Here is a 26,998-nt window from a genome sequence, read left to right as displayed (position 1 = left end):
AATAAAAGAGGAGTTTCCTCTTTTATTTCATAAGTGGGTCTGTTAGTCCTAATGTGTACATTCCAATAAGTCCTAAAATACCAGCTATTAAACAGTAGTAAATAGTAGGTATAACTGTTCTTCTTAAAGTTTCTCCCTCTTGGTCTAATAATCCAACTGTTGCAGATGCAGCTACAACATTATGAATTGCAATCATATTACCAGCTGCTGCACCAACTGCTTGAAGAGCTACCATAAAAGCAGTTGAAACACCTAAAGCATCTGCAACTCCAAATTGAAATTGACTTAACATCATATTTGATACAGTATTACTTCCTGCAATAAACGCTCCTAATGCTCCAATCATTGGGGCAAACATAGGATATATATCTCCTACTGATGATGCAACAAAATTTGCCATTGCAACTGGCATAGAATCAAATCCAGACTCATTAATACCTGAATTAATAAGGATTCTAACAAGTGGGATTGTAAATACTAAAACAAAGCCCGCACCTATCATAACTTTTGAAGATTCAGAAACTGCCTCTTTTAACTCTTTGAATTCCATTTTGTGAAGGAAGAATGTTAATAAAACTACAAATACTAAGATACCACCAGGTAAATATAATGGAGCAATGCTATAACCTAAACCTTCTCCTAAAATATCTTTAAAAGGAATTACAACTGATTTTACAAAGGCTTTTGCTTCATCACTTACTCTTGTGATAACTAAGATAACTGCAACTAAAATATATGGAATCCAAGCTTTAGTTAAAGACATTGGAACTTTTGCAGTCATTGCGTCAAGTTTCATTTCTAATTTACTTACCCAATGAACTGGCCACTGCTCTTTAGGTGCAAAATCCCAAGTATTTTTTGGAATTAAAAAACCTTTTTTAGCAGCAAATGTAACAATAGGAAGCCCAACTAATGCTCCTATTAAAGAAGGAAATTCAGCACCTAAGAAAATACCTGTTAATGCATAAGGAATAGTAAAACAAACTCCTGCAAAGATTGCAAATGGAATAATATTTAAACCCTCAGTCCATGATTTATTTTTACCAAAAAATCTAGTTAACATAATCACCATAAATAAAGGAATAAGTGTTCCAGTGATAGCATGAACTATTGCAACTTCAGATGTAATAAGTCTTAAGTATGCTTCCCAATTTGACCCAAGAGAGTCTAATGTGGCACTAATACTTGCACTATCTAAACCTTTATTAACTCCAATTAAAATAGGTGTTCCAACTGCTCCAAATGATACAGGTGTACTTTGAATCATCATCCCAACCATAACAGCTGCCATAGCAGGAAAACCAATTGCTACAATAATGGTGCTGCGATTGCTGCTGGCGTACCAAATCCTGAAGCTCCTTCTATAAAAGAACCAAACAACCATGCAATAATAATAACCTGTACTCTTCTATCAGGACTAATATTATTAAAACCTTGTCTGATTACAGCAATTGCACCTGAATGTTTTAGTGTATTTAAAAGTAATATTGCACCAAAAATTATCCATAAAACTGCAACTGTTATAAGAAGACCTTGAATTGTTGAAGCTAACACTCTATTAAATGTAACCTCCCAAACTAATAGTGCTACTAACGCTGTAGCAATATATACTATTGGCATTGCTTTTTTTGCTGGTAATCTAAGACCAACTAACAATACTGCTGCAATAAAAATTGGTAATGCAGCATAAAGTGCTTGTGTACTAATGTCCATAATACTCTCCTTTGAACTCACTGAAATAATAAGCAAGAAATGTGATAATTGTATGATAAAAATAATAGAAGAAAAAATTAGTTTTTCTATTAATTTATTTGAGTAGTTATGTAACAAAATGTGATAATTATGTAAAAATAGATAAATTAAAAATTGAAATGTAGCTTTGGTTTTATTTATTTATTTAATTCTTTTTGTATAATTGATAATTTATTACAAAAATTTTATATGTTTATATTATAATATCAAACTTGAAATACAAAGGAATATTTAATAAAAATGCACAATAATACAATTATATATATTTTTAATAGACTTATTAGAGTTGGAATTTTACTATTTATCTTATATCTTATTTTTACAAACTTTGGAACTTTTTTAATAATAGTTGCGACTATATTTCTACTTGGATACTTTTTTATTTATAAAAAATTAAAAAAGATGTCAAATGGTTTTAAATTTACTTATACACAAAATGATTTTTCAAATGGAGCAAATCAAAATTTTGATTTTAGGGATTTTGACTTTAATAACTTTAACCAACAGTTTGCACAAAGACCTGGTATTGCAGAAGTAGATAAGGCAAAAGAGTTTTTTGGTTTTTCTCATACTCCTACAAAAGAAGAAGTAAAAAAAAGATATAAAGAACTAGCAAGAAAATATCATCCTGATATAAATAATAGTGATGATACCTTAATGCAAGAGTTAAATCACTACAAAGATGTACTTTTACAATATATAGGATAATTAAAAGTGGGGATAAAGAAAGTATCTAATATTTTTTTATTCATCACTTTAATAAGTGCTATATTCTTAATTTATCTTTGGTATAAAGATTATGAATTTAAAACAAAACCACTTAATCAAGATATTATTTCTAAAATTGAACAAAAAACAAAGCATTTAAGACAATTAGCATATAAAAACTATAATATTACTTATGATATTCCAGTTTTAATCTCAAAGAATATGAAAAACAATCTATTTGGTATGGCTATTTATAGTTATGATAAAGGGATTATTATATATCTTAATAAAAATAGATTTAAAGAAAATATTGATTATATGATTGATTCTGTTTTACCACATGAATATGCCCATGCTATAATGTTTGTATTAAAAGATTTTTCAAAGAAAAATGCAGGTCACTCAAAAAAATGGCAAGATATTTGTATCTCTTTAGAAGGCAAAAAATGTGATAGATTTGTTAATAACAATGATATTATCATTGAAAAAACAAATCCTTTTTAATTTTAATTATCTTCAAGCTTTGAACTTATTGAAAATACCTCATTTGCCCATTTTTCATCATCTAAATTATCTTCGTTTAAAATTGATTCTGCAATTGCCTCATATTCATCAGAAGTTGAAGCAATTTTTAAAGCAAGTTTATAGACTTCTTTTGCCCATTGCTTATCATTTAATAAACTTTTATCACATAAAGACTCAGCAAGTGTTAAATACTCATATGCACTTGAGGCTTTTTCAATAGCCTCTTTATAAACACTTTTTGCCATATTTTCGTCATAAAAAGAGTCTTTAGGTTTTGCTAAAATATCAGCAATACTTCTTAAATCTCTAAATAGAGTTATCTTAGATATTGCTAATTTATAAGCTTCTTTTGATAAATCATCATCAGCTAAGCCATCTTTTTTACTAATATAATATGCAAAATCAACATAATCTCTATAATCTTGTGCATTTGATAATACATAATGAAATAGCTTTCTTGAAAGATTTTGTTTTTTTTCAAACTCTTGTGTTGAGAATCTATAAGCCCATTTACTTAAATTTACTTCATACTCTAAATCTTTTAAAATTTCATCTAAACTTTTACTATCACTTAACTCTTGTCTTATCTCTTCTACTATATCTTTTTTGGTAATCAAATTTTCCCTTTAAAAGTTTGGAAGAACTTCTTCTCTTTTAATTAAGCTCTTTTTTTGTTCATTGAAATTTTTATACTCTTGTGTCTGTTTATAATCATTAAACAGTTCTTCACTACTCCACTCTTCATATACTAAAAGCTCTGTTTCATCTTCATCAGCTTCATAAACTTCGTAGTTCTTACAACCTTCTACTTTATTTACATTTAGTAGATGAGTAAATAGTAGTTTTTTTAAGTCGTTTTGTTTTTTTTGCTTTGCAATATAAACTGTTTGTTTTACTAAACTCATTTTATTCCTATAGTCTGTTTTAAAATCGTAATGTACACTATACTTTATTAGATGATACTTACATATTGTGTAATTTTATCTAGGTTTGGATATATTTTCAATTTTGCAAAGGATAGAATATGGAAACTTTTTTAAATCCCTTAATACAAACTTTACAATCTACTAGTAGTTTAGAAGCAATTGCAATGTTTCTATCAATTTTATATTTGCTTTTAGCCATAAAACAAAATGTTTGGTGCTTTGTAGCTGCATTTTTTAGTACACTTATATATACAATAATATTTTTTGATGCATCTTTATTAATGGACTCATTCCTAAATGCATACTATTTAATAATGGCAATTTATGGTTGGTACTCTTGGAAATATACAAATAGTAATAAAAAAGCTGAACTTAAAATTTCAACTTTAGGAATAAATAAAAATATAAAAGCAATTTTTTTATTAACTACTCTTTCTTTAGTACTTGGTTATTATATGAAAAACTATACAAATGCAGACTATGCTTATCTTGATACTTTTACTACTGTATTTGCAATTTTCAATACATATTTACTTGCAAAAAAAGTTATTGAAAACTGGTTATATTGGATAGTAATTGATGCAATTTCAATATATATTTATATAAATAAAGCCTTTTATCTAACTGCTATTTTATTTACTATTTATACAATACTTGCAATAGTTGCATTTATAAAGTGGAAAAAAGATTATGAAAACTGATATAAGCTTTATTAAAACTCATGATTTTTTAAAAAAGAAATATATAAAAAATATTATGTTAGTTAAAAATCAAGGTTTATGTAATACTAATTATATTGTAAAGACAAAAAAACAATCATATGTTTTAAGATTTTTTCACTCAAATAAAAGTGTAAATATAAGTAGAGAGTTTGAATATAAAGTACAAAAAGAGGCTTTTAAAAAAAATTTAACTGCAAAGCCTTACTATTTTGATAAAAAAAATGGTTTACTTATTTCTAACTATTTAAAAGGAGAACATAAAAATAAACTAAAAAGTAAAGAGTTAAAAACCTTAATAAAAAAAGTTAAAAAAGTTCATAAACTAAAAATGAAAAGTAAAACTTATGACTTTAATATAGATTTAAATCACTACAAAAACTCTTTACACGATAAGAAAAGTCAAAAACTCATAAAAAAATTAAAAAAGAAACTAAAAAAGCTTAGAAACTTTAAAAAAAATCTTGCTTTATGCCATCATGATTTAAATCCTAAAAATATCATTTTTAGTGATAAAAACATCTATTTAATAGATTGGGAATATGCAGGAATAAATGATATTTTTTTTGATTTAGCAACTATTTGTATTGAGTTTAATTTAGATAAAAGGAAAAAGAAAATTCTACTTAAACAATATTTTAAAAATTTAAAATATTCTCATTTTCAAAAACTCAAATGTTATGAAAAGATATATTCTTTGTTATGTAAATTATGGTTTAAAGAGAATTTATAGGTTTTTTGTATAAAATTTAACTAATATTTTTCTCATATTGTTAACAATTTTGTTATAATTATTTATAATAAAAGGTTTAACTATGAAAAAAAAAGAGTTTTTAATCGTTTTTGTAGCCTTTACTATTTTTATTTTTACTATAAGTATTCTTTCTCATATAAAAACTTCAAAAGAGTATTATGTAAACTTAAATAAAAATATTTTATTTCAAGAAGCTAAATCTCTTTTTACAAATATGCTAAATACAAGAAGTTGGGCTTCAAGCCACAATGGTATTTATATAAAAGCCCATGATAATATTAAGCCAAATAAATATTTAGAAGATAATATTGCATATACAAATAAAAATGAACTACTAATAAAAATAAATCCTGCTTGGATGACTAGACAAATCTCTGAAATTACTAATCAAAGAGGAAACTACTTTTTTAAAATAACAAATGCGAACGCTATAAATCCCAATAATGAAGCTGACGAGTTTGAAAAGAAAGCATTAAAGAGTTTAGAAAAAACAAATAAAAAATTTTATACTCAATTTACTGCTAATAGATATGATTTACTAGGAGCTTTAAAAGCTGAAAACTCATGTTTAAAATGCCATACAAAAGGTGAAAAATTAGGTGATGTATTAGGAGGTCTTAGAGTAAGTATCCCTGCTGATAATTACATTAAAAGTATTCAAGCAATAGAACAAAAAGCTTCAAATCTTTATATAATTACTATTGTTACTTCAATTATTTTTCTTAGTTTAATAATATATACAATAATTAGTTTATCAAATAAAGAAAAAAGGATATTACTTCTTAATAAAACTTTAGAAAGAAAAGTAAAAAAAAGAACAAAAGAGCTAAGAAAAACAAATAAAAAGTTAACAAAAATTTCAATAACTGACTTTTTAACAAAGATTCCCAATAGAAGGTTTTTCTTTGAGATGGGAGAAAAAGTTTTCTTTTTAGCAAAAAGAGAGAAAATACCTTTTTCAATAATTTGTATTGATATAGATTTTTTTAAAGGAGTAAATGATTCATATGGACATCATATTGGAGATATGATATTAAAACAAATTGCAAATATCCTTAAAAATAATATAAGAAACTCTGACATTTTAGCAAGAACAGGTGGAGAAGAGTTTTATATAGCATTAAATAATACTGATTTAAAAGGTGCTATAAATTTAGCTAATAATTTAAGACTATTAGTTGAAAAAAGTGCTTATAAAAACAATGAAGATTATATTTATATAACTATTAGTGCAGGTGTTGCTACTTGCAATAGTGAAGATAGTTTTTTTAGTTTAATTAATCGTGCAGATAAAGCTTTATATAAAGCAAAAAATAGTGGAAGAAATAGAGTTATATCAAGTTGATTTTTTTCTAATTTTATAAAAGTAAGCGCTTATTAAAATTTATCATTTCTACTTAAATTATATTTTTAATATTTTATAATATACTTTCACAAAATAATAAAATTAAACAAAAAAGAAAGAGAAAATGAGAAGTGTTTTTACAGTTTTAAGTATTTGTATCTTTTTATTTTTTCAACTAGCATATGCAAAAACTACATTAGTTGAAGAAAATACAGCAGTTACAAAAAAAGATGAACTTTTAATTGGGTATTATGGAAGACCAAATACACCATCTTTAGGGATTTTAGGTCAAAGTAGTCTTGATGAATTAATAAAAAAGATGAAGAAAAAGCAAAACTATTTCAATAATGAACTAGATAATAAACTAGATGTAAAATTAGCTTTTCATCTTATTCACTCTTTAGCAACTAAAGATCCAGGTAGAAGAAATGATTATCTTTTAGGAATGAGTGAAAAAACTGTATTAAAATATATAAAAAGAGCTCAAAAAGAGAACTTTTTAGTAATTATAGATTTACAACTTGGAACATACACACCATCAGAAGCTATAAAACCTGTTTTAAAATATTTGAAATATAAAAATGTACACTTAGCAATTGACCCTGAATTTAAAATTCCAAAACATAGAAGATACCCTCCTGGAAGATATATAGGCCATATATTTGCAAATCATTTAAACGACGCACAAGAATTAATTAGTACATATTTAAAAAAGCACAATATAAATCAAGAAAAAAAACTAATAATTCATATGTTTCATAAAAGAATGTTAAGACAAAAAGAGCAAGTTAAAAACTATGATAATGTAAAGCTTATTTATAATATTGATGGTCATGGAAGTGCACAAGTTAAAATCAAAATATATAATGGATTGTATGCATCAAGTCAAACAAATAAAGCAATTGGAGGTTTTAAAATCTTTTATAAAAATGATATTAAACCAATAATGACTCCAAAACAAATATTAGGTTATGAACCAGTTGGTAATCAAAAAATAATGGTTAGACCTTATTATATAAATTATCATTAAATATACACTTTCATTAAAAGGAAAGTGTATAAACTTTTAGATAAAATTCATAAATGAATTTAGAAGAAAAACTTAAAGAACTACCAAATAGTGCCGGAGTTTATCAATACTTTGATAAAGATGGACATTTATTATACATAGGCAAAGCAAAAGTGCTTAAAAATAGAGTAAAGTCATACTTTAAATTTACTCCTACTTTAGCCCCTGCTGATAAATTAAGTCCAAGAATATACAAAATGATAACAGAGGTTAAGTCTTTAGAGTGGATTGTAGTGCCAAATGAACATGATGCACTTATTCTAGAAAATTCACTTATTAAACAACTTAAACCTAAATATAATATTCTTTTAAGAGATGATAAAACTTATCCATATATTATAATAGATTATAAAGAGGATTTTCCAAGACTTGAAATTACAAGAAAAGTTCTAAAAGATAAAAATATTAAATATTTTGGCCCTTACTCAACAGGAGCTAGAGATATGCTAGATAGCATCTATGAAATAGTACCTCTTGTTCAAAAAAAGTCTTGTGTAAAAAGTAAAGAGGCCTGTTTATTTCATCAAATAAAAAAATGTCATGCTCCTTGTGTAGGAAAAATTACAAAAGAAGAGTATAGTAAAATTGTTGAAGAAGCATTAGAGTTTATATACAACAAAAATCGACTTATAAAAAAACTAAATGAAAAAATGCTTCAATACTCTGAAGAGTTTCGTTTTGAAGAGGCTATGAAGTTAAGAGATAGAATCAAAACAATAGAAAAATCTCAAATTCATACAGGAATGGATTTAGCTTCAAATATTGACCTTGATTTATTTGCTATAAGAGCGTCAAAAGATAAAGCAGTTATTGTAAGAATGTTTTTTAGAGAAGGAAAATTAGCTTCAAGTAATCATGACTACTTAAAAATAAATCAAACTCAATTGGAAATAGATTTAAATGAAGCCTATAAAAGAGCAATTATAAACTATTATGATAATGAAATTCCGTTACTTCCTAAAGAGATTATAGTAGCAGATGAGATAACACAAGAGATTGATGAATTGCAAGAATTTATTAAAGATAGATTTGAAAAAAATATTCCAATAACACATCCAAAAAGAGGGAAAAAAACAGAAATTATAAAAGTTGCAATAAATAATTGTAATGAATTATTAAGATTACAAACAACAAATAGTTCTATTTATGAAGAGTTAAAACAGTTACTAAATCTTTCTTATACTCCAAGTAGATTTGAATGTTATGATAATTCACATATGATGGGACAAGCAACTGTGGGTGCGATGGTTACATGGGAAGAGAAATTTGTAAAAAAAGATTATAGGCACTATAATTTAGAAGCTAAAGATGAATATGCACAAATGAAAGAGACTCTAATAAGAAGAGTTCAAAGTTTTGAAAAAAATCCAGCACCAGATGTTTGGGTAATTGATGGAGGAGAAACTTTATTAAAACTTGCAATTGATATAAGAAACTCAGTTGGAGTAAATCTTGATATTATTGCTATTGCAAAGGAAAAACTTGATTTTAAAGCTCATAGAGCAAAAGGAAGTGCAAAAGATATTATTTATTTTGAACAAAACAACTCAATAAAAAGAGTTGATTTACTTCCTAGTGATAAAAGACTGCAATTTATTCAAAGGTTAAGAGATGAAGCACATAGATTTGCAATAAGCTTTCATAAAAAACAAAAAAGAAAAGAAGATAGTAAAATCTCTTTACTTCAAATAAAAGGAATAGGAGAAGCTAAAGTTAAAAAGCTTCTATTATATTTTGGTGAATTTGAGAAAATAAGAAATGCATCCTTTGATGAATTAAAAGCAGTTCTAAACGAAAAAGATGCTAGTTTATTAATAACTCATTTTAAAACATTAGAAAATTAAAGGCTAAAAAGTTGGCAAAAATTTTATTAAATAAAAAAAATCTATTTCATAATTTAAATCTTATATTAAAACAAACAAAAAGTAAAGAAAAGGTCGCAATTGTGTTAAAAGACAATGCTTATGGTCATGGACTTTTAGAAATTGCAAAATTAGCAAAAGAGTTCGGTATAAAAAAAGCAGTTGTTAGAACTTGTGAAGAAGCTAGAAAAATAAATAACTATTTTGATTATATCTTAATATTAGCTGATACGAACTTAAGTACTTATTCACATACTTTTCACATAGCTGTAAACTCACTTGAACAAATTAAACAATTGCCCAAAAATACGCAAGTTCATCTAAAAGTGGATAGTGGAATGCATAGAAATGGGATAAATAAAGATAAGCTTAAAGAGGCTATTCATGGGCTTTATAAACAAAACTTAAAATTCACTGGTTTGTTCACACATTATAGATGTGCTGATGAACTGGCAACTGATTTTTACTGGCAAAGGTCAAATTTTAGGCAAATAAAAGAAGAAGTGAAAAACATATGTGAACAACTTTCAATACCACTTCCAAAATTTCATTCTGCAAACTCTTCTGCTTTGTTTAGAATTAATAATTTTGATGAAGATTTTGCAAGAGTTGGTATCGCTTCTTATGGATATTTAGAAACTGACAATATATTTAATAATCCAGATTTAAAACCAGTTATGTCACTGTGGGGTCAAAAAATTGCCACAAGAGAGATAAAAAAGGGTCAAAGAGTTGGTTATGGTGGAGGATATATTGCAAAAAAAGATATGACTATCTCTACATATGATGTTGGTTATGGAGATGGTTTTTTTAGATTAAATGAAAAACATAAATACATAACTCCTAAGGGTTATGAGATTTTAGGAAGAGTATCTATGGATAATCTTAGTGTAAATTGCAATGATGAAAATATTTGTATTTTTAATGATGCTAGACAATTAGCAAAGATTCATGATACAATAACATATGAAATAACAACAAAATTAAATCCAACAATAAAAAAAGAGATAATCCAATGATTAAATATTTTCTTTTAATAACTACAATTTTTACGTTATCATTTTCTTTAACTTTTGAACAAGCACAAAAAGTAGAGAAAGAAAAAGGTGTCTTAGAAGCTTTAGGCTATTATAAAGATTTAGCGCAGGAAAATAATACTGATGCAATTTTTAGACTTGCAATGATTTATGCAAATGGAGAAGAGATACAAAAAAATATAAATAATGCTTTTATTCTTTTAACTAAAGGTGCAGTATTAGGAGATAAAAAAGCAGGATACTATTTAGGAAAATTATATATAAATAAAAAATCACCCTATTATGATACAAAAAAAGCTTATAATCTTTTTTTAGAACTAAGTAATGCAAACTATACACCAGCACATAATATGATGGGAAAAATCTTAATTAATGGAGTTGGAGTAGATAGAGATTATAAATTAGCTGTTAAATATTTTGAAAAAGCATCAAAAGCTGGATATACAGAAGCACATTGTAACCTTGCTTTAATGTATGCAAGTGGAAAAGGAGTTTTTCCAAATTTTGGAAGAGCCCATGTTTTTGCAAAAGAAGGGATGAAAAAAAATCATCCTTTATGTATCAAAGTTTACAAAGATTATAATCTAAAAAAATATCCAGAAGACAAAGGTTTTAAGTTTGATTTTTATACACAACCTAAATAAACTTAATCTCTTTTAGCAATATCTTCTAAAAAGCAGTCTATTTTATTCTGTTTTAAATAGCTTACAAATAATTCATAATATTTTTCAACAGCTTGCTTATTTATAGAACTAAGAGATATAACAGTTGCTCTTTTGTTATTATCAATAAATCTAGGAAGAGAAGATAGTTCAACTTCTTCACTATTTACTTGTTTCATAATATCAATTAAATCACTCTCTCCACAACCAGCAGTTAAAGATAGTCTATATTTTTCTACACTATTTTTTTCATAATATTTATTAAGTGCTTGTAGTACCATAGCTTGACTCATAGATGGAAAACCTGGAGTAAAAAAGAATCTATTATCCAAATAAAAACCTGGTACATTATTTACGACATTATCTAATAATTTAGAGTCTTTTGGTAAATAAGCCATATTAATTCTATGGGGATAAGCTTCTTGCTTAAACTGTTTTTCTATTAAAGCTTTTGCTTCTTTATGAAAACACATTTGACCATTAGTAAAAACTTTTCCTGCAACTTCTCTTGTCAAATCATCAGGAGTAGAACCTATACCACCAAAACTAAACATAACAGAGTTTTTATCTGCTTTTATTAATCTATATATATTTTCCATAAGTTCAGGTTCATCTTCTATTACAAAAGAGGCTTTATGTCGCCACCCTCTTCTTACCAACTCTTGATTTAAAAAAGAAAAATGGGCATCTTTACGACGCCCATTTAAAAGTTCTGTTCCAATTATAACTGAATAAAAGTTAACTATTTTTTCACTTTGTTTCACTTCTATTTCTTTTAATTAAATTTTTGATTGAATAAACTCATCCATTTCTAAAACTATCTCTTCAATAGTTCTTTCACCATTGATTTTCTTTAAAAGTCCTTTTTGTGTATAAAACTCTTGAATTTCAGCTAAAGGCTCAGTATATACTTTCATTCTATTATTAAAAACTTCTACATTATCATCAGCACCTCTAGCTCTTCCAAGAACTCTATCTTTTGCAACTTCTTCAGATACTTCAACTTCAATACAATTTACTAACTCTACTTCAGATTCAGTTTGTAAGTATTTATCAAGCTCAGTCATTTGCTCACCACTTCTTGGATAACCATCAATTACAACAACATCAGTTGGAGCTTTTTTTATAGCTCCTACAATAGTTTCAATTACAATATCAATTGGAACAAGGTTTCCTTTTGATACATATGAATCAATTAGTTTTCCTCTTTGGCTTCCACTTGCAACTTCAGCTCTAAACATATCTCCTGTTGAGTAGTGAGTTATATTTTCATGTTTTTGAGCAATCAATTCTGCATCTGTTGTTTTACCACTTCCTGGTGCACCAATAATTAAAAAAAGTTTTTTCATAAATGTTCCCTTATCAATTTTTATAAATGTATTAAATTGGCGGTATTATAGCAAAAAGCAACTTATACAAGTTTTTGTACTTTTTATCCTTGCATATCAGATGAATAGTTTTTTCTTCTATTATTTTTATTAAAACCTGTTTTTTTAATAACTATCTCTTTTTGTTTCTCTTTTCTTCTAGTCTCTTTTTCTACAAAAACCTTTTTCTTAGTAAAAGGGTCCATTTCAGTATAATACATAACAGCTGAGTATGTTCCAGGAGTTGGAGTGAATACTTGTGCTTGTTCAGGATTCATCTTTAATTCATTTGTAGTGAACTGCTTTAATTCATGCATATGTTTCTCTTTACAACCTGGATGTGCTGCTATTAAATAATATGTTAAGAACTGTTTTTTCCCTGATTCTTTATTTAATTTATCATACATTCTTTTAAAATCAATTAGTGTTTGTTTTCCAGGTTTTCCCATATGATATAAAACCTCATCACTTGTATGTTCAGGTGCTACTTTCATCTGCCCAGAGATATGATGATTTACCATCTGTTTTAAATACTCATATCCATGTTTTTTATCAGCAGTAATTAAATCATATCTAACTCCTGAAGCTACAAATGCTTTTTTAACACCAGGAACTTCTCTTATATCTTTTAAAAGCTGTATGTTTCTACTATGGTCAACTTTCATAGCTTTACAAAGTCTTTTATCATCAACGCATCGATAGTTATCTATACAAGTACCTTTTTTTAACTTCTTTTTGCACTCATAGCCATACATATTTGCAGTAGGCCCACCTACATCAGAAATAACTCCTTTAAAGTCTTTCATTTTAGTAAAATGTTTTGCTTCTTGAATAATATTCTTTTCACTTCTTGTTCTAATAGTTCTACCTTGATGTACTGCAATTGCACAAAAATTACACTCTCCCCAACATCCATGATGAGTCATAATAGAAAATTTTATAGTTTCTAAACATTTAACATTTCCATCTTTTTTATGATATGGATGTAAATCTCTTTGATAAGGGAAAGATGCAATTTTATCCATCTGCTCTTCTTCTAAATAATCACTTGGAGGATTTTGAATTAAATACCTTGTATCTACTTTTTGACAAAGGCCTTTAGAATACACAGGGTCATTATTATCATAAAATGCTCTAAATAAATCAATATACTTCTCTTTATCTTTTAAACACTCATCATGACTTGGTATTTGCTCATACTCATATACTGGCTCTTTTGAGATATAACAAACTCCTTTAATTGTTTTAGGGTCTTTTCCTTCTTTTAAATAATTACCCAAATCAATAATAGCTTGTTCACCCATTCCATAAATCATATAATCAGCTTTTGTATCAAATAAAATAGGTTTTCTTAGTTTATTTGACCAGTAATCATAATGAGTTAACCTTCTAAGACTTGCTTCTATTCCACCAAGCACAATAGGAACTGTATTTTTAAAATATCTTCTTATTAAATTAGTATATACTAAAGTAGCTCTATCTGGTCTTTTGTTATTTTTACCACCAGGAGTGTAATCATCACTATTTCTAAACTTCTTAGTAGCAGTATAGTTTGATACCATAGAATCAATACTTCCACCACTTACTCCCCAAAAAAGTTTTGGTTCTCCAAGTCTTTTTATATCTATATCAGAGTTTATATCAGGTTGCCCTATTATCCCCACTTTTAATCCAATACTTTCAAGTATTCTTCCAACAACAGCTACTCCCATAAAAGGAGAGTCAATATATGCATCACCAGATATTAAAATAACATCAAGTTTATCCCAACCACGTTTATTCATCTCTTTTTTAGTAGTTGGTAAAAATTCATTTCTATTCATAGATATTTTGACCTTAATATTTTTTTGTATTGTGCCAAAATATCTTTTAACTTATTCTATAAATTTTAAATTAGCTTAACTCTTGTGTTAAATTATCATCAATCTTTTTAATATCAAGTATCATGGCTACTTTTGAGTTTCCATTCTCTTCAATATCAACAAGACTTTGAATTAAAGTACCAGCTCCTAAAAAGTGATTTTGAATATGTTGAATTGATTTTCTTTCAACTACACTAATATTTTCCAATGAAGATACTAAAATTCCAACACAATGCTCTACATTATCTTTATCATACTGCAACAATATAATATTTTCTAACTCATCATCTTCTATCTCTTCATTTATAAAATCTCTAATATCTAAAACAGAAATTAGATTCTGTTTATATAAAACCATTCCTTTAAAATGATTTTTTTTATCCATATCAATTGATTCTTCAAGCTTATCAATTCCAATAGAGCAGATAATATTTTTTGCTTCCACTGCTAAAAATTTACTTCCAAGATTAAATGTTGCTAAATCCACACTATCTTGAGTTAAACTCTTTTTTGAAGATACATTAAACTTATCTTTAACTTTGTGTTTAAATCTATTTTTACTATTAATATCTCCTATATAAATAAATACAAAACATAATACATCATTTTTATAATCATCTACACTACTTTTATACTCTCTATATCCAGAAGAGCATCTAACAGCAACTGCATAATATTTCCCTTCGTATTCAACTATTTGACTTAATTTTTGAGCATTTTGTAATGTAAAAAATTTATCATCTAAGTCTAAGATACTATCTATTTTAAACTTTTCATTTGTAGAAGAGATAATTGTCTTATCTTTATTTGTAAAAAGTGCAAATACTCCATCTATTTTTTCACCTTTATTATCTTTAGGTAGCGTTTCATTAAGCATTGCATTAAATTGAAAAGTTGAATCAAATACGATTGCAATTCCACCGTTTATTTTCTTTTCATCAATTAAAGAACGAATTGCACTACAATAAATATAAGTTGATTCATTTTCATATAAATTACTCTTTTGAAATTTTGATACGCAATATTTAGAAGTATTTTTCAAATTTAAACTCTTCTGTACCCACTCTTGAGTTAAGATTTTACCAACTAAATGCTCTTCTTTTTTATTTGAAACTGCAATTATTTTTCCATTTTTATCAAAAATCAAAAGATTTGTATATACTGTATATAAATCATTTATATACTTTAAAATTGAACTTATCTCATCTTTTTTATCTTCTATTGTCTCCAAATTATCTAATGCTTTTCTAAAAAATGAAGTAAGAGCCCACCACCTACAATCATTAGCTCTTTCATATAAGTTTCTATCCATAATATCTATTGCTAAAGAAGATAAGAACTCACTATCTTTTATAATTGAATTTATAATTGTTTTATTTAGATTACTTAAAGAAGAGTTTGCTTTCACTCCTGTAACACCTATCTCATTTAATAAAGATTTTGAAAACTCTCTATTTGAAGAGTTAACTTTACTTTGAGATATATTACCATTCCAAATTACTCTATTTAAATTATCTTGTATAGTTTTACTCTTATTAAATACTTCTTGTAGCTCTTTTGAGAAGTGTTGTTCATTATTCATCATAGCTTCAATTACTTTATCATCTACACTACTAGACTCTAATTCATCACTTAAAAAAGCGTACTCAAGTGGTATCATTATATGTCCATACCAACTAAGCCCTTTAAAACCTTGATAACCATTTGTTTTACATGTTTTAGCAATATAATCCCTACCAGCAAAGGATACTATTTTGTACTCATCATTTAAAACGATTGGCAGTTTTGAACCTAAAGGAATATGCACTTTATCACTAGAAGCAATTACAACTCCACTCTCATCTAAAATAGTAATTGATTCTTTATTTTTTGTATCTACAAGATTATTAAAAACTCCTTTCATCTCATCTTGAAATTTAAAACATAAACAAAGAACTCCTAAATTTTCAGAGTTTGGATTATTTGATTTTGTAACTTTATATGAATATACTAATGTATTTTTATCTTGAGGAATAAAATCGTGGTGTTTATATGTTTCTACATACTCATCGTTTGTATTTAATACTTCATTTACAAAAGATAAATCTACTTTTTCTATCTTTTCATTTTCATCCAATCTTGCAAGTATTTTACCTTTAGTATTAACTAATACAATATCAAAATATACAGAGTATTTAGCCACATACTCTTTAAATCTTTTTTGTATTTCATGCTTAAGTTCAATACTTTCATCATTATAATCTGATACATAAGATTCAATAAAAACTCTAATATCATCATCTGTTGCTAAAAAACCAATATCAGCTGTTCTTTCAAAAAGATTCCTAATCACAACATCTATGGCTACTTGAGCCTTAAAGTTCATCTCAGCAGTAACTTTTTTTATAGTTTGTTCACTTAAATGATTTAATAAAGTTGAAGTTAAATTTAAAAAATTCTCTTTTGTTTTTCCAATATCAATATTTATATCACCAAGTTGTCCAAGAAGTGCAAAAATATCCCATGAAGAGCTTAATCTACCCAACTCTTCTCTATATTTATCAACATCTTCTATATGTTTAATTATAGGGTATAACTCTTTTTTTACATTTATACCTTTGTAGTTTATCAACCCAGACATTTCTCTTCCTTTTTAGATTGATTAGATATAAAGATTATATATTTTTAAATGTAGAAAATATACCTATATTATGTATATTATTTATACAATTGTATAAAATTATGTTTGTGATTATCAATCTTCAGCTATTTTTTGAGTAAATATAAAAATATTTGCTTGCCAGTTTTTTTTAAAAATGTTATTTTTTATAATTTCAGTTTCTGAATTTTGTGCAAAAAAAGAGATTATATCACTACTATCATGAGTATCAACAATAGTTCTATATATATCATTTTCTCTTGCAAAAAGTATTGTATTATATATCTGTTTTGCATTAAGTTTTTGTTTTTTCTTCTTATAAATATTTAATCTATATCTATTTGCATAATAATCCCAATACTCATCAAAGGCATAAAAATTATAAGTTTTCATTGTATTTAGTTGCATCTTTACTGCTAAAAAAATCTCATCTATATCTCTTAATAATTTAGTCAAGTTTTTTTCATAATAAGACTTGTGTGCTTTATCAAGTTTAACTATTTCATCATATACATTTAATACAATTTTTCTAAAGTTTATAGGGTCTGTCCAAATATAAGGATTATTATCAATTCTATTGATTCCTTTTGTTACATCAACAACTTTAATATTACTAATTGCTTTTAAATCATTTATATAATCTTTTTCTTTAGGTAAATTCATAGACAAAAAAACAGGGGAATAAGATAGTTTTCTAACTCTTTTTTTTGAAGGATATTCAGTTATATAGTTTTCTTGAAACAAAGAAATATAATAAAATTTATTAACTGTGATTTTTTCAATAATATACTCTAAAGGTAGAATAGATACAGAAAGTCTAGGTTTTGCATATAAAATAGAGATAGATAGAAAAAATAGTATTATTACTTTTTTCATATCTACTCTTTTATATATTAAGCTTGAGGTTGTCTAATTCTTAGACTTAACTCTTTTAATTGCTCATTATCAACAGGACTTGGTGCATCTGTTAATAAACATTGAGCTCTTTGTGTTTTAGGGAATGCAATTACATCTCTAATAGAATCAGTTCCAGCAAGAAGCATTACTAATCTATCAAGACCAAAAGCAATTCCACCATGACTTGGTGCTCCATATCTTAATGCTTCAAGTAAAAATCCAAACTTCTCATTTGCTTCTTCTTGAGAAATACCCATAAGTTCAAATACTTTTTCTTGTACATCTTCTTTATGAATTCTTATTGAACCACCACCAAGTTCAGTTCCATTTAGAACTAAATCATATGCAATTGATTCAATATCTTCTAAATCCTCAATATTATTTAAATCACATTTTTCTAAATTTGGCATTGTAAATGGATGGTGCAATGCTTTTGTTTTTCCATCTTCAACTTCAAACATTGGGAAATCAACAACCCACGCAAATTTATAAGTATCTGCTGGAATAATTTCCATTTGCTCAGCAAGATAAAGTCTAAATCTTCCCATATAATCCCATACAGTTTTTTTATCTCCTGCTCCAAAAAATACAACATCACCAACTTCTAATTCAGTTGATTTTACAATCTCTTCTAAATCTTCTTCACTAAAGAATTTAGTTAAAGGACCTTTTAATCCATCTTCTTTCATTTGGAAGTAACCTAAACCTTTAGCTCCAAATTTTCTAACGTAATCTTCAAAACCTTTCATTTGTCTTTTAGAGAAGATATTATCTCCATTTGGACATTTTAAAGCTTTAATTCTATTATTTTTCTTATCTTTTGCAATAGAAGAGAAAATCTCATTTGTAGAGTTAGCAAAAATATCAATAACATCTACCATTGGCATATCAAATCTTAAATCAGGTTTATCTGAACCATATTTTTCCATTGCTTCTTTATATGTAATTCTAGGAAAAGTTGTAGGTATATCTTTTCCACAAGTTGTAAAAACATCATAAATTAGTTTTTCAGCTACTTTTATAATATCTTCTTGATTACAAAATGACATCTCAATATCAATTTGAGTAAATTCAGGTTGTCTATCAGCTCTTAAGTCTTCATCTCTAAAACATTTTGCAATTTGAAAATATTTATCAAATCCAGAAACCATCAATAACTGTTTAAATAATTGAGGAGACTGAGGAAGAGCATAAAACTCACCTGGATGAACTCTACTTGGCACTAAATAATCCCTTGCACCTTCAGGAGTTGACTTCGTTAAAATTGGAGTTTCAACATCAAGAAAACCTAATTCGTCTAAAGTATTTCTAACTTGAATAGTAGCTTTACTTCTTAATTTAAAAATATCATAAGCTTTTGGTGTTCTTAACTCTAAAAATCTATTTCTTAATCTAATCTCTTCATTTACTTTTTCATCACCTAAATCAAATGGCATAGGTTTAGATCTATTCTCAATAGTTAAGTCACTTACAACAATTTCAATTTTTCCAGTAGTTAAGTTAGGGTTTTCTAAACCTTCACCTCTTGCTCTAACTTTTCCAGTAGCTACTAAAACAAACTCATCTCTTACTGTTTCTGCTTTTTCTAAAGACTCTTTGCTATCTTGTGGGTCACAAACTAACTGAACTAGTCCACCTTTATCTCTTAAGTCAATAAATATAATTCCACCGTGGTCTCTTCTACTGTTTACCCAACCAGCAACAGTAACTGTTTCACCAATGTTTTTTTCTGTTACGTCTGTACAATAATGCGTTCTCAATTCTAAACTCCGTCTTTTTAAATATTCGCGATTATATCCAAGATTTACTTAATCTTTTGAAATCCATGCGCTGTACTTTTATATAGTTTTGGCTCATATAAAACTCTATTCTCTTCAAATTTTGTTTTTATTAATCCAGATTTATTTTCATCAAAAAGTCTATTAACTCCTACTAATGAAGAGTAATTTACCCAATCATAGACAATATCAGCACCTAAAGAATCTAAAATATCTTCTAATTTCTCATTTGTTGCATCAATAGAATTAGCAAGTACAAAACTAGTTCTATCTTCTGCTTGAGTTAAAGATATTAATAAAGGATTAAAGTTTAACTGTGTTGATAAAACAACTTCAGGCTCTTTTTCAAAAGCTCTAATTTGAGAAAGGATAATAGAAGTTTTTATAATAGAAGTATTTAACATAACAGCTGCTTTATCAAGTCTATTATCATTAACTAATCTTCTATAATCATTGTTTCTACTCTCAACATTTTTAATAGTAATAATATTTTGCACACTATTTTCATAAATAGTTTTTAGTTTATTACCTAAATAATTTTTTTGGTAATACATAATATTTTTGCCATTTGATAAGCTTTGAAGTAAATCAATCTGCTTTTTATATGAAATTCCTCCAAATAAAAAATTATCTTTAATTATAGAAACTGTTTGTTTATTTATCAAAGGAAAATAGATTTTAACATCACTATCAAAAGAAAAACTTGCTAGCTTTTTATATCCTTCATTTGTAAAAAGTGCAATTACCTTCTCATAACCAGCATCTTTTAACTGTTTTACACTATTTTCTATTGATAACATACTCTCATCAATAGTATCAAAAGTTTCAACTTTAAACTTCTCATTTTTAAATAACAAATAAGCAGTAATTGTATTTACAGTATTATTTGCATATTTACCAACTACCTTAGAAGGATAAACTACTGCTAATTTAAATACATCATCTAAATCTTTATCTTCAATTGATTTTACTTCATTGATAACTATTTCATCTTCTGAAAGCTTGTCAAAAGCTATCTCTTCTTTTACTTGCTCTTGTTTAGTAGTTGGAATTTCTTGTTTTTTTTGAATATCTACTACTCTTTGTTTTTGAGTACATCCAAAAAATAAAAAAACTGTAGCAATAATAAGTACTATCTGTTTCAATTTATCTCCAGTATAGATTTAATTTTTAGCATATCATAATATGCTTCTTTTTTTAATGAAGGATTCCTAAGTAATATACTAGGTGAAAAAGTAGGAATAATATTATAATATTTAAAAGGAAGTATATTTCCTCTTACTTGTTCAAATTGTACATTATCATTTGTTAAATACTTATAAGCTTTCTCTCCAAAAGTTACAATTAACATTGGATTTATTAACTCAATTTGTTTATCTAAATATACCCTACAACTATTTGCATTTGTTGTAGTAAATCCGTCATTAGATTTACATTTAACAATATTAGTAACATATACATCATGAGTGTCTAACATAAGTACATTTTGAATCATATTTTTTAATATTTCACCACTTTTACCAACAAAAAACTCTCCTAACTCATCTTCACTAGTTGTTGGTTCTTCTAAAATAAAAAGAACTTTTGCATCGCTATTACCTTGTCCAAAAAGTACATTTTTTCTAGTTTTACACAAATCACATAAATAGCAATTATCAACTATATTTTTTAGTTCACTTAAGTTATTTGGCAAATTTGAATCATTTATCTCATTTTTGCCAAATTCAATATTTGGATGATACTCATAACCAATAGATTCTAAAAAATTTAATTGATATAAAATTCTGTTTTTAACTGCATTTGTCATGCCAAATTTTACAAAAACTTAACTTTCACATTAATTTGTTCCAATATTTTGTACAATATTTATTTTTTACTTGATTTTTGTTCAAATATTTTGTACAATACATTTCAAGCAACAATACAGGATTTATAATGACTTTACCAAGTCTTAGAACATTAGAAAAAGAATTAGGAGTAAATAAGACAACTTTACACAATTGGAAAAAAACAAGACCTAAGCTTTATAATTTTATTATAGAGTCATATAAAAGGAAAGAGTTGTTAAATAAAAACTTACAACTTATGATTAATCACAAGAAACTTCTTGAAGAAGAGATTAAATTAACCGAAAATAGACTATAATAGTGTAGTTGTAAATATTTAGTAGGCAAAACTATGGAGCTAACTATTAGTTATACCTTTTTAAACTGCGAACTATAACTAATACGAGGCTTCATAGCTTTGTTTATTATATATACACTCCAGTATCAATAATAATTTTATCTCTACCTTCATGTTTAGCTTTATTTAGTAGTAAATCTGCTTGTTCTAAAGCTTCATTATAAGAGTTATATTTATTTCTATAAACTACTCCAGCACAAAATTTAACTTTTAATTTTATATCTTTATGAACAAATTTATTTGTAGAAACAATATTTTGTACTCTTTTTAAATAACTTAATACTTCATCATCTTCTGTATAGTGAATTAAAGCTATAAACTCTTCTCCACCATACCTACAAATTACATCTTCTTCTCTTGTTAGTTTTTTTAGTATTGTTGCAAAAGTACTTAATACAGTATCTCCACATTCATGGCCATAATTATCATTAATAGATTTAAAGTGGTCAATATCATAAAATACTATTGCATACTTAGATTTAAATATTTCATATTCATTCTCAATTTTGTCAACTTCTGCTGCAAATGCTCTTCTGTTAGCAATACCTGTTAAAAAATCTATATCTTTTTCTCTACTAACTTCATTTAAATCTTGTTCAAGTTTATTTATTTGTTTTTGTAAATAAACACAATCTTTTTGTCCTTTAAAAAGTTCAGCTTGAGATTCATCTATACTATTTTCTAATTTATGAATAGTATCTACTAGCTTACTTTGAAGCATAGCTAAATCCCTAGCTGAATGTTTTGATAACTCCAAGCCTTCTAGTTCAGTTTTTATCATTGTAACCTCTTTTGAAGTATCATCACTTTGAAGTAAACATTTGTCAAAATATTTTCCCATAAGATTAATTACTTTTTTAACATCTTTTGCTTTTTCTTGAACTACAACTTTATCTCTTGTAATTCTTTCATTTGTAAATTTTCTTAATCTATTTATAGTACTATTTTTAACTAATCTTTGAGGCTCTTGTAAAAGTTCTGTTTTTAGTTGTGAAATCTTTTTTTCAATATTATAATCAATAGAAGGGGTAAGTAAAAAATCTAAATTCTCTATAAATTTAGTTAAATCTTTGTTATTTACTCTTTTTAATAGCAAGAAGGATAGTTCAAAATAAGTGGTTATATCATTTTCACTTATATATAGCTTCTCATCTTCATTTAAATCTTTATATAACTTATAAAACTTATTTAACTCATCAACTCTAAAATCTAGCTCTTGTGCTTGCTTATAAAACTCTTTTGCATAATTAGATGGAGTTGCGGGTATTTCTTGCTTTGTTAAAGATCGAATAGTATTTTTAATTATTTTTTTTATATCTTCCATAATAGTTCAACTTTTAATTATTTAGAAGTATTTTAACAAGATTAATCTAAAAGAAGGAAAAAAAAAGAGACAAAATTATAAGTTATTGTCTCTTTTTATAAAAATTACTTATATCTATGAGTAATTCTACCTTTATCAAGTGAATAAGGTGTAATTTCTACTTTTACCTTATCACCAGGTAAAATTTTAATGTAGTGCATTCTCATTTTTCCTGAGATATGACATAATACTACATGTCCGTTGTCTAGCTCTACTCTAAACATTGCATTAGGTAAAGCCTCTACAACTTTACCATCAATCACAATAACATCATCTTTTGCCACTTTATTGTCTCCCTAGTTATCTACTGTACTTAAAATCTCTGCTTTGCCGTTAATAACAGCTACTGTATGCTCATAATGGCTACCTCTTAATCCATCTCTTGATACAACATCCCAATCATTTTCTAAAATAACAGGTTCTCTATCTTTATGACAAATCATAGGTTCTATACAAAATACCATTCCATTTTTAATTTTTGGTCCAGATTTTGGACTTCCATTTTCTAAATAGTTTGGAATTTCAGGCTCATCATGAGGTTTTTTACCAATACCATGTCCACAAAATCTAATTAGAGGTTGATAACCTCTAGCAACGATAAAATCTTCTATTGCTTTTGAAAGTTCTTTAAATCTCATACCTTCTTTGATAATATCAATAGCATAAAGTAAAGAGTCTTTTGCACAAGCAATTAACTCTTCATCCTCTTTTGAGATTTTGCCAATTGGCATAGTAATAGCAGCATCTCCATACCAACCATCTAACTCTGTTCCAATATCAAGGCCTAAAATGTCGCCTTCTTTTAAAACAGTATCATCTGGTATACCATGGATAATAACTTCATTTAGTGAGGTACAAATAGCACCAGGGAAACCATACAGTCCTTTAAAAGACGGTCTAGCTCCAAGATCTCTCAAAAACTTCTCACCCATAACATCAACTTCTTTTAAAGTCATGCCTGGCTTTACATTTTCGTTTAAATAATTTAAAGTCTTCGCAACGATAACGTTAGCGTCGCGAAGTTTTTGAATTTCATTTGGTTTTCTAATTGCAATTGCCATAACTACAGCCCAACCGCACTTAGTGTTTCATACTTATTAGTATATTGTTGTGCTTCTATTTTTCTCATTGTATCAATAGCAACTTGAACAACAATAAGAACAGCAACACCACCAAAATAGAATGGAACACCCATTGACTTAACTAAAAGCCAAGGAACCGTTGAAATTGCTGCAAGGTATAATGCTCCCCAGAAAGTTAATCTACTTGCTACTTCATTTAAGAAGTTTGCAGTTGATGCTCCTGGTCTAACACCTGGAATAAATCCACCTTGTCTTTTTAAATTGTCTGAAATATCTTTTGCATTAAATGTAATACTTGCATAGAAAAATGCAAAAAATACTACAAATAAAAACATAAAAATATTAAAAGTATAACTGCTCGGATTTAAAAAATCCGCAATAGCTACTAAGTACTCGTTTTGACTACCTTGTAAAACAGTCGCTGGGAACATTAAAATAGCACTTGCAAAAATAGCTGGAATTACACCTGATAAATTAACCTTAATAGGTATATAGTTCATAACTCTTTTGTTTTGATTTTGCATCATAACTTTTCTTGAGTATGAAACAGGTACTCTTCTCTCACCTAGTTCCACATAAATAATAGCTCCAACAGTTGCAAGAATAATTACTAAAATTGCAATAACTGTTAAAAAGTTCATTTGACCATTATTTACTAAATCAACTGTACCACCAATAGCACTTGGAATTGCAGAAACAATACCTGCAAAGATAATTAACGAAATACCGTTACCAATACCTTTTTGAGTTATTTGCTCTCCAATCCACATTAATAACATAGTTCCTGTCAACATTGATATAGATGATACTGCAATAAAAGTATTCATATCAATAGAAATTGCACTTTGTCCACTTTGCCCAGTTAATGAATTTAGACCCATTGATACACCAATTGATTGAATTAGTGTAATAACAATAGTAGTATATCTGATGATTTGCATATATTTTTGCATACCATCTCTCTCTTTTTTCATTTTACCAAGTGCTGGGAAAGTAGCTGCTAGAAGTTCCATAATAATAGAAGCTGTAATGTAAGGCATAATTCCTAGTGATATAATTGACAATCTTTCAACTGCATTACCACTAAACATATTTACAAGACCTAATGCATTATTTGCATTTGAATCGAAGAATTCTTTTACTACATCTATATTAACACCAGGTACTGGCACATATGCCAGTAGCCTGTAAAGGAATATAAACCCTAAAGTAATAAGAATCTTATTTATAAGATCTTTACTCATAATTATTTTCCAGTTGTAGTTACGTTTTCGTCTTTAATTTTAGATGCTAAATCTTTAGCAGCTGAACCGATTAATTTAACCTTCTCAACTGATTTAGATAGTTTATAAACTGATTTAATAGAATCTAAAGTAATCTCTTCTAACTGTGCAACTTGCTTAACTCTATCTACATTAATAGAGTAAGGTTTGCTAACTCTTGAGAAGAAACCTACTTTTGGAAGTCTTCTATGGATTGGTTGTTGACCACCCTCAAAACCTCTTTTATTCTTAAATCCAGATCTAGATTTTTGACCTTTTTGACCTCTAGTAGAAGTCTTACCCATTCCTGAACCTTGACCTCTACCAACTCTTTTAACGTTTTTAGTACTACCTTCAGCTGGTTGTAAATTATTTAATGCCATCTAATTATCCTTTTATTCTAGCTAGTGCTTCAACAGTAGCTTGTACAAGGTTGTTAGGGTTGTTTGAACCTAAAGATTTTGCAATAATATCTTTAACACCTGATAATTCTAGTACTGGTCTTGCCGCACCACCTGCGATAAGTCCTGTACCCTCTGAAGCTGGTTTAAGTAAAATTTTACTTGAATTATACTTATGCTCAATGTCATGTGCAATTGTAGTTCCTTTAATAGAAACGCTTACTAATGATTTAAATGCATCATCTAAAGCTTTTTTAATTGCATCAGGAACCTCTTTAGCTTTACCAGTTCCATAACCTACTGTACCATTTTTATCACCAACAACAACTAAAGCTGTAAATCTGAATCTTCTACCACCTTTTACAACTTTTGTTACTCTTCCGATTTTAACGATTGCTTCTTGAAAATCTTCTCTATTTACTGCTGCCATCATTAACCCTTATAGTTTAATTCCGTTTTCTCTTAATGCGTCAGCAAATGCTGCAACCACACCATGATACAGGTATCCATTTCTATCAAATACTACAGTATCAATATTCTTCGCTTTTAACTCTTCTGCTAATTTAGCAGCTGTTTTAGAAGCGCTCTCTTTAGATACATTTAATCCTAATGTCTTAGAATTAGCAGCAGCTAAAGTGTTACCAGCTACATCATCAATTGCTTGTGCTGAAACATATTTATTAGATTTAGTAATAGTAACTCTTGGTTTACTTTCAGTACCAGAAATACTACCTCTAACTCTTCTTTTTCTTTTTAATCTTAAAGCGTTCTTTTTTGCTATTTCTTTTGCTCTACTCATTACTCA

General features: G+C 27.2%; 27 protein-coding genes and 1 pseudogene. 10 read left to right on the top strand and 18 right to left on the bottom strand.

The window, feature by feature from the left end; all coding sequences use genetic code 11:
- Positions 1 to 22: 22 nt before the first annotated feature.
- A pseudogene (locus tag CP960_RS02170) lies at positions 23 to 1,713 on the bottom strand (L-lactate permease).
- A gap of 279 nt (positions 1,714 to 1,992) precedes the next feature.
- Between CP960_RS02170 and CP960_RS02165 the strand changes: the two are divergent.
- Entirely contained in the window at positions 1,993 to 2,460 is a 468-nt protein-coding gene (locus CP960_RS02165; protein ID WP_101183593.1) for a J domain-containing protein, read from the top strand.
- Between the two features lie 6 nt (positions 2,461 to 2,466).
- A complete protein-coding gene (locus CP960_RS02160) occupies positions 2,467 to 2,964 on the top strand; it encodes a SprT-like domain-containing protein (protein WP_101183592.1) in 498 nt (165 codons plus the stop codon).
- A gap of 2 nt (positions 2,965 to 2,966) precedes the next feature.
- Here the strand turns inward: CP960_RS02160 and CP960_RS02155 are convergent, their stop codons facing one another.
- On the bottom strand, positions 2,967 to 3,602 hold the full coding sequence (locus CP960_RS02155; protein ID WP_101183591.1) for a hypothetical protein: 636 nt from the start codon (positions 3,600 to 3,602) through the stop codon (positions 2,967 to 2,969).
- A 9-nt stretch (positions 3,603 to 3,611) separates the two neighbouring features.
- Positions 3,612 to 3,890 carry a putative quinol monooxygenase gene (locus CP960_RS02150; protein WP_101183590.1) on the bottom strand — a complete coding sequence of 93 codons (279 nt, stop codon included), beginning with the start codon at positions 3,888 to 3,890 and terminating at the stop codon, positions 3,612 to 3,614.
- A 119-nt stretch (positions 3,891 to 4,009) separates the two neighbouring features.
- Here CP960_RS02150 and pnuC point away from each other — a divergent pair, with 119 nt between their 5' ends.
- The 7 genes from pnuC (at position 4,010) to CP960_RS02115 (ending at position 11,341) form a co-directional block, all read left to right on the top strand.
- A complete protein-coding gene (gene pnuC / locus CP960_RS02145; protein ID WP_101183589.1) occupies positions 4,010 to 4,612 on the top strand; it encodes a nicotinamide riboside transporter PnuC in 603 nt (200 codons plus the stop codon).
- Positions 4,602 to 5,363 carry a choline/ethanolamine kinase family protein gene (locus CP960_RS02140; protein WP_101183588.1) on the top strand — a complete coding sequence of 254 codons (762 nt, stop codon included), beginning with the start codon at positions 4,602 to 4,604 and terminating at the stop codon, positions 5,361 to 5,363. The genes pnuC and CP960_RS02140 overlap by 11 nt, the downstream gene beginning before the upstream one ends.
- A gap of 82 nt (positions 5,364 to 5,445) precedes the next feature.
- A complete protein-coding gene (locus tag CP960_RS02135) occupies positions 5,446 to 6,729 on the top strand; it encodes a diguanylate cyclase (RefSeq protein ID WP_101183587.1) in 1,284 nt (427 codons plus the stop codon).
- A gap of 124 nt (positions 6,730 to 6,853) precedes the next feature.
- Positions 6,854 to 7,759: a hypothetical protein gene (locus CP960_RS02130; RefSeq protein ID WP_101183586.1), complete on the top strand. Its 906-nt coding sequence runs from the start codon at positions 6,854 to 6,856 to the stop codon at positions 7,757 to 7,759.
- 53 nt (positions 7,760 to 7,812) lie between these two features.
- Positions 7,813 to 9,642, top strand: coding sequence for an excinuclease ABC subunit UvrC (gene uvrC, locus CP960_RS02125; RefSeq protein WP_101183585.1), 1,830 nt, complete (start codon positions 7,813 to 7,815; stop codon positions 9,640 to 9,642).
- 11 nt (positions 9,643 to 9,653) lie between these two features.
- Entirely contained in the window at positions 9,654 to 10,679 is a 1,026-nt protein-coding gene (locus CP960_RS02120; protein WP_101183584.1) for an alanine racemase, read from the top strand.
- The gene (locus CP960_RS02115) at positions 10,676 to 11,341 is read left to right on the top strand and encodes a tetratricopeptide repeat protein (RefSeq protein ID WP_101183583.1); all 666 of its coding nucleotides are present in this window, start codon (positions 10,676 to 10,678) and stop codon (positions 11,339 to 11,341) included. The genes CP960_RS02120 and CP960_RS02115 overlap by 4 nt, the downstream gene beginning before the upstream one ends.
- Before the next feature lie 2 nt (positions 11,342 to 11,343).
- Here CP960_RS02115 and CP960_RS02110 read toward each other — a convergent pair whose 3' ends face one another.
- From CP960_RS02110 to CP960_RS02075, 8 genes are all read right to left on the bottom strand, one after another.
- Entirely contained in the window at positions 11,344 to 12,123 is a 780-nt protein-coding gene (locus tag CP960_RS02110) for a competence/damage-inducible protein A (protein WP_191321652.1), read from the bottom strand.
- Between the two features lie 15 nt (positions 12,124 to 12,138).
- Entirely contained in the window at positions 12,139 to 12,708 is a 570-nt protein-coding gene (locus CP960_RS02105) for an adenylate kinase (RefSeq protein ID WP_101183582.1), read from the bottom strand.
- A gap of 83 nt (positions 12,709 to 12,791) precedes the next feature.
- Positions 12,792 to 14,549, bottom strand: a complete 1,758-nt coding sequence (locus CP960_RS02100) for a YgiQ family radical SAM protein (protein ID WP_101183581.1) — start codon at positions 14,547 to 14,549, stop codon at positions 12,792 to 12,794.
- Between the two features lie 70 nt (positions 14,550 to 14,619).
- A complete protein-coding gene (locus tag CP960_RS02095) occupies positions 14,620 to 17,208 on the bottom strand; it encodes a chemotaxis protein CheW (protein WP_101183580.1) in 2,589 nt (862 codons plus the stop codon).
- A 114-nt stretch (positions 17,209 to 17,322) separates the two neighbouring features.
- Positions 17,323 to 18,102 carry a metal ABC transporter solute-binding protein, Zn/Mn family gene (locus tag CP960_RS02090; RefSeq protein WP_101183579.1) on the bottom strand — a complete coding sequence of 260 codons (780 nt, stop codon included), beginning with the start codon at positions 18,100 to 18,102 and terminating at the stop codon, positions 17,323 to 17,325.
- Positions 18,103 to 18,119: 17 nt separating this feature from the next.
- A complete protein-coding gene (gene aspS / locus CP960_RS02085; protein ID WP_101183578.1) occupies positions 18,120 to 19,883 on the bottom strand; it encodes an aspartate--tRNA ligase in 1,764 nt (587 codons plus the stop codon).
- Positions 19,884 to 19,927: 44 nt separating this feature from the next.
- Positions 19,928 to 21,046 (bottom strand): hypothetical protein, encoded by a 1,119-nt coding sequence (locus CP960_RS02080; RefSeq protein ID WP_101183577.1) that lies wholly within the window; start codon positions 21,044 to 21,046, stop codon positions 19,928 to 19,930.
- Entirely contained in the window at positions 21,043 to 21,708 is a 666-nt protein-coding gene (locus CP960_RS02075; protein ID WP_101183576.1) for a uracil-DNA glycosylase, read from the bottom strand. The genes CP960_RS02080 and CP960_RS02075 overlap by 4 nt, the downstream gene beginning before the upstream one ends.
- Positions 21,709 to 21,836: 128 nt before the next feature.
- Between CP960_RS02075 and CP960_RS02070 the strand changes: the two genes are divergently transcribed.
- Positions 21,837 to 22,046 (top strand): hypothetical protein, encoded by a 210-nt coding sequence (locus CP960_RS02070; RefSeq protein ID WP_101183575.1) that lies wholly within the window; start codon positions 21,837 to 21,839, stop codon positions 22,044 to 22,046.
- 106 nt (positions 22,047 to 22,152) lie between these two features.
- On the opposite strand, the gene CP960_RS02065 is transcribed toward CP960_RS02070, so the two are convergent.
- From CP960_RS02065 to rplR, 7 genes are all read right to left on the bottom strand, one after another.
- Positions 22,153 to 23,409, bottom strand: a complete 1,257-nt coding sequence (locus CP960_RS02065) for a GGDEF domain-containing protein (protein WP_101183574.1) — start codon at positions 23,407 to 23,409, stop codon at positions 22,153 to 22,155.
- Positions 23,410 to 23,513: 104 nt separating this feature from the next.
- A complete protein-coding gene (infA, locus tag CP960_RS02060; RefSeq protein WP_079577043.1) occupies positions 23,514 to 23,732 on the bottom strand; it encodes a translation initiation factor IF-1 in 219 nt (72 codons plus the stop codon).
- Between the two features lie 12 nt (positions 23,733 to 23,744).
- A complete protein-coding gene (gene map, locus CP960_RS02055; protein ID WP_101183573.1) occupies positions 23,745 to 24,509 on the bottom strand; it encodes a type I methionyl aminopeptidase in 765 nt (254 codons plus the stop codon).
- A gap of 2 nt (positions 24,510 to 24,511) precedes the next feature.
- Positions 24,512 to 25,774 (bottom strand): preprotein translocase subunit SecY, encoded by a 1,263-nt coding sequence (gene secY, locus CP960_RS02050; protein WP_101183572.1) that lies wholly within the window; start codon positions 25,772 to 25,774, stop codon positions 24,512 to 24,514.
- 2 nt (positions 25,775 to 25,776) lie between these two features.
- A complete protein-coding gene (gene rplO, locus CP960_RS02045) occupies positions 25,777 to 26,175 on the bottom strand; it encodes a 50S ribosomal protein L15 (RefSeq protein ID WP_101183571.1) in 399 nt (132 codons plus the stop codon).
- A 4-nt stretch (positions 26,176 to 26,179) separates the two neighbouring features.
- Positions 26,180 to 26,623, bottom strand: coding sequence for a 30S ribosomal protein S5 (rpsE, locus tag CP960_RS02040; RefSeq protein WP_101183570.1), 444 nt, complete (start codon positions 26,621 to 26,623; stop codon positions 26,180 to 26,182).
- A gap of 9 nt (positions 26,624 to 26,632) precedes the next feature.
- Complete coding sequence (gene rplR, locus CP960_RS02035) at positions 26,633 to 26,992, bottom strand: 50S ribosomal protein L18 (RefSeq protein ID WP_101183569.1); 360 nt, start codon at positions 26,990 to 26,992, stop codon at positions 26,633 to 26,635.
- Positions 26,993 to 26,998 lie beyond the last annotated feature (6 nt).

Source organism: Malaciobacter halophilus (assembly GCF_002837275.1).
Taxonomy (GTDB): Bacteria; Campylobacterota; Campylobacteria; order Campylobacterales; family Arcobacteraceae; genus Malaciobacter; species Malaciobacter halophilus.
This window is presented reverse-complemented; position numbering and strand designations above follow the sequence as displayed.

What these genes read in the sequence shown, in the direction of transcription:
- CP960_RS02165 (WP_101183593.1), top strand. Translation starts at nt 1,993, where the DNA reads ATGCACAATAATACAATTATATATATTTTTAATAGACTTATTAGAGTT.
- CP960_RS02150 (WP_101183590.1), bottom strand. Translation starts at nt 3,890, where the DNA reads ATGAGTTTAGTAAAACAAACAGTTTATATTGCAAAGCAAAAAAAACAA.
- pnuC (WP_101183589.1), top strand. Translation starts at nt 4,010, where the DNA reads ATGGAAACTTTTTTAAATCCCTTAATACAAACTTTACAATCTACTAGT.
- CP960_RS02140 (WP_101183588.1), top strand. Translation starts at nt 4,602, where the DNA reads ATGAAAACTGATATAAGCTTTATTAAAACTCATGATTTTTTAAAAAAG.
- CP960_RS02135 (WP_101183587.1), top strand. Translation starts at nt 5,446, where the DNA reads ATGAAAAAAAAAGAGTTTTTAATCGTTTTTGTAGCCTTTACTATTTTT.
- CP960_RS02130 (WP_101183586.1), top strand. Translation starts at nt 6,854, where the DNA reads ATGAGAAGTGTTTTTACAGTTTTAAGTATTTGTATCTTTTTATTTTTT.
- uvrC (WP_101183585.1), top strand. Translation starts at nt 7,813, where the DNA reads ATGAATTTAGAAGAAAAACTTAAAGAACTACCAAATAGTGCCGGAGTT.
- CP960_RS02115 (WP_101183583.1), top strand. Translation starts at nt 10,676, where the DNA reads ATGATTAAATATTTTCTTTTAATAACTACAATTTTTACGTTATCATTT.
- CP960_RS02105 (WP_101183582.1), bottom strand. Translation starts at nt 12,708, where the DNA reads ATGAAAAAACTTTTTTTAATTATTGGTGCACCAGGAAGTGGTAAAACA.
- CP960_RS02100 (WP_101183581.1), bottom strand. Translation starts at nt 14,549, where the DNA reads ATGAATAGAAATGAATTTTTACCAACTACTAAAAAAGAGATGAATAAA.
- CP960_RS02095 (WP_101183580.1), bottom strand. Translation starts at nt 17,208, where the DNA reads ATGTCTGGGTTGATAAACTACAAAGGTATAAATGTAAAAAAAGAGTTA.
- CP960_RS02090 (WP_101183579.1), bottom strand. Translation starts at nt 18,102, where the DNA reads ATGAAAAAAGTAATAATACTATTTTTTCTATCTATCTCTATTTTATAT.
- CP960_RS02075 (WP_101183576.1), bottom strand. Translation starts at nt 21,708, where the DNA reads ATGACAAATGCAGTTAAAAACAGAATTTTATATCAATTAAATTTTTTA.
- CP960_RS02070 (WP_101183575.1), top strand. Translation starts at nt 21,837, where the DNA reads ATGACTTTACCAAGTCTTAGAACATTAGAAAAAGAATTAGGAGTAAAT.
- CP960_RS02065 (WP_101183574.1), bottom strand. Translation starts at nt 23,409, where the DNA reads ATGGAAGATATAAAAAAAATAATTAAAAATACTATTCGATCTTTAACA.
- map (WP_101183573.1), bottom strand. Translation starts at nt 24,509, where the DNA reads ATGGCAATTGCAATTAGAAAACCAAATGAAATTCAAAAACTTCGCGAC.
- secY (WP_101183572.1), bottom strand. Translation starts at nt 25,774, where the DNA reads ATGAGTAAAGATCTTATAAATAAGATTCTTATTACTTTAGGGTTTATA.
- rplO (WP_101183571.1), bottom strand. Translation starts at nt 26,175, where the DNA reads ATGGCATTAAATAATTTACAACCAGCTGAAGGTAGTACTAAAAACGTT.
- rpsE (WP_101183570.1), bottom strand. Translation starts at nt 26,623, where the DNA reads ATGGCAGCAGTAAATAGAGAAGATTTTCAAGAAGCAATCGTTAAAATC.
- rplR (WP_101183569.1), bottom strand. Translation starts at nt 26,992, where the DNA reads ATGAGTAGAGCAAAAGAAATAGCAAAAAAGAACGCTTTAAGATTAAAA.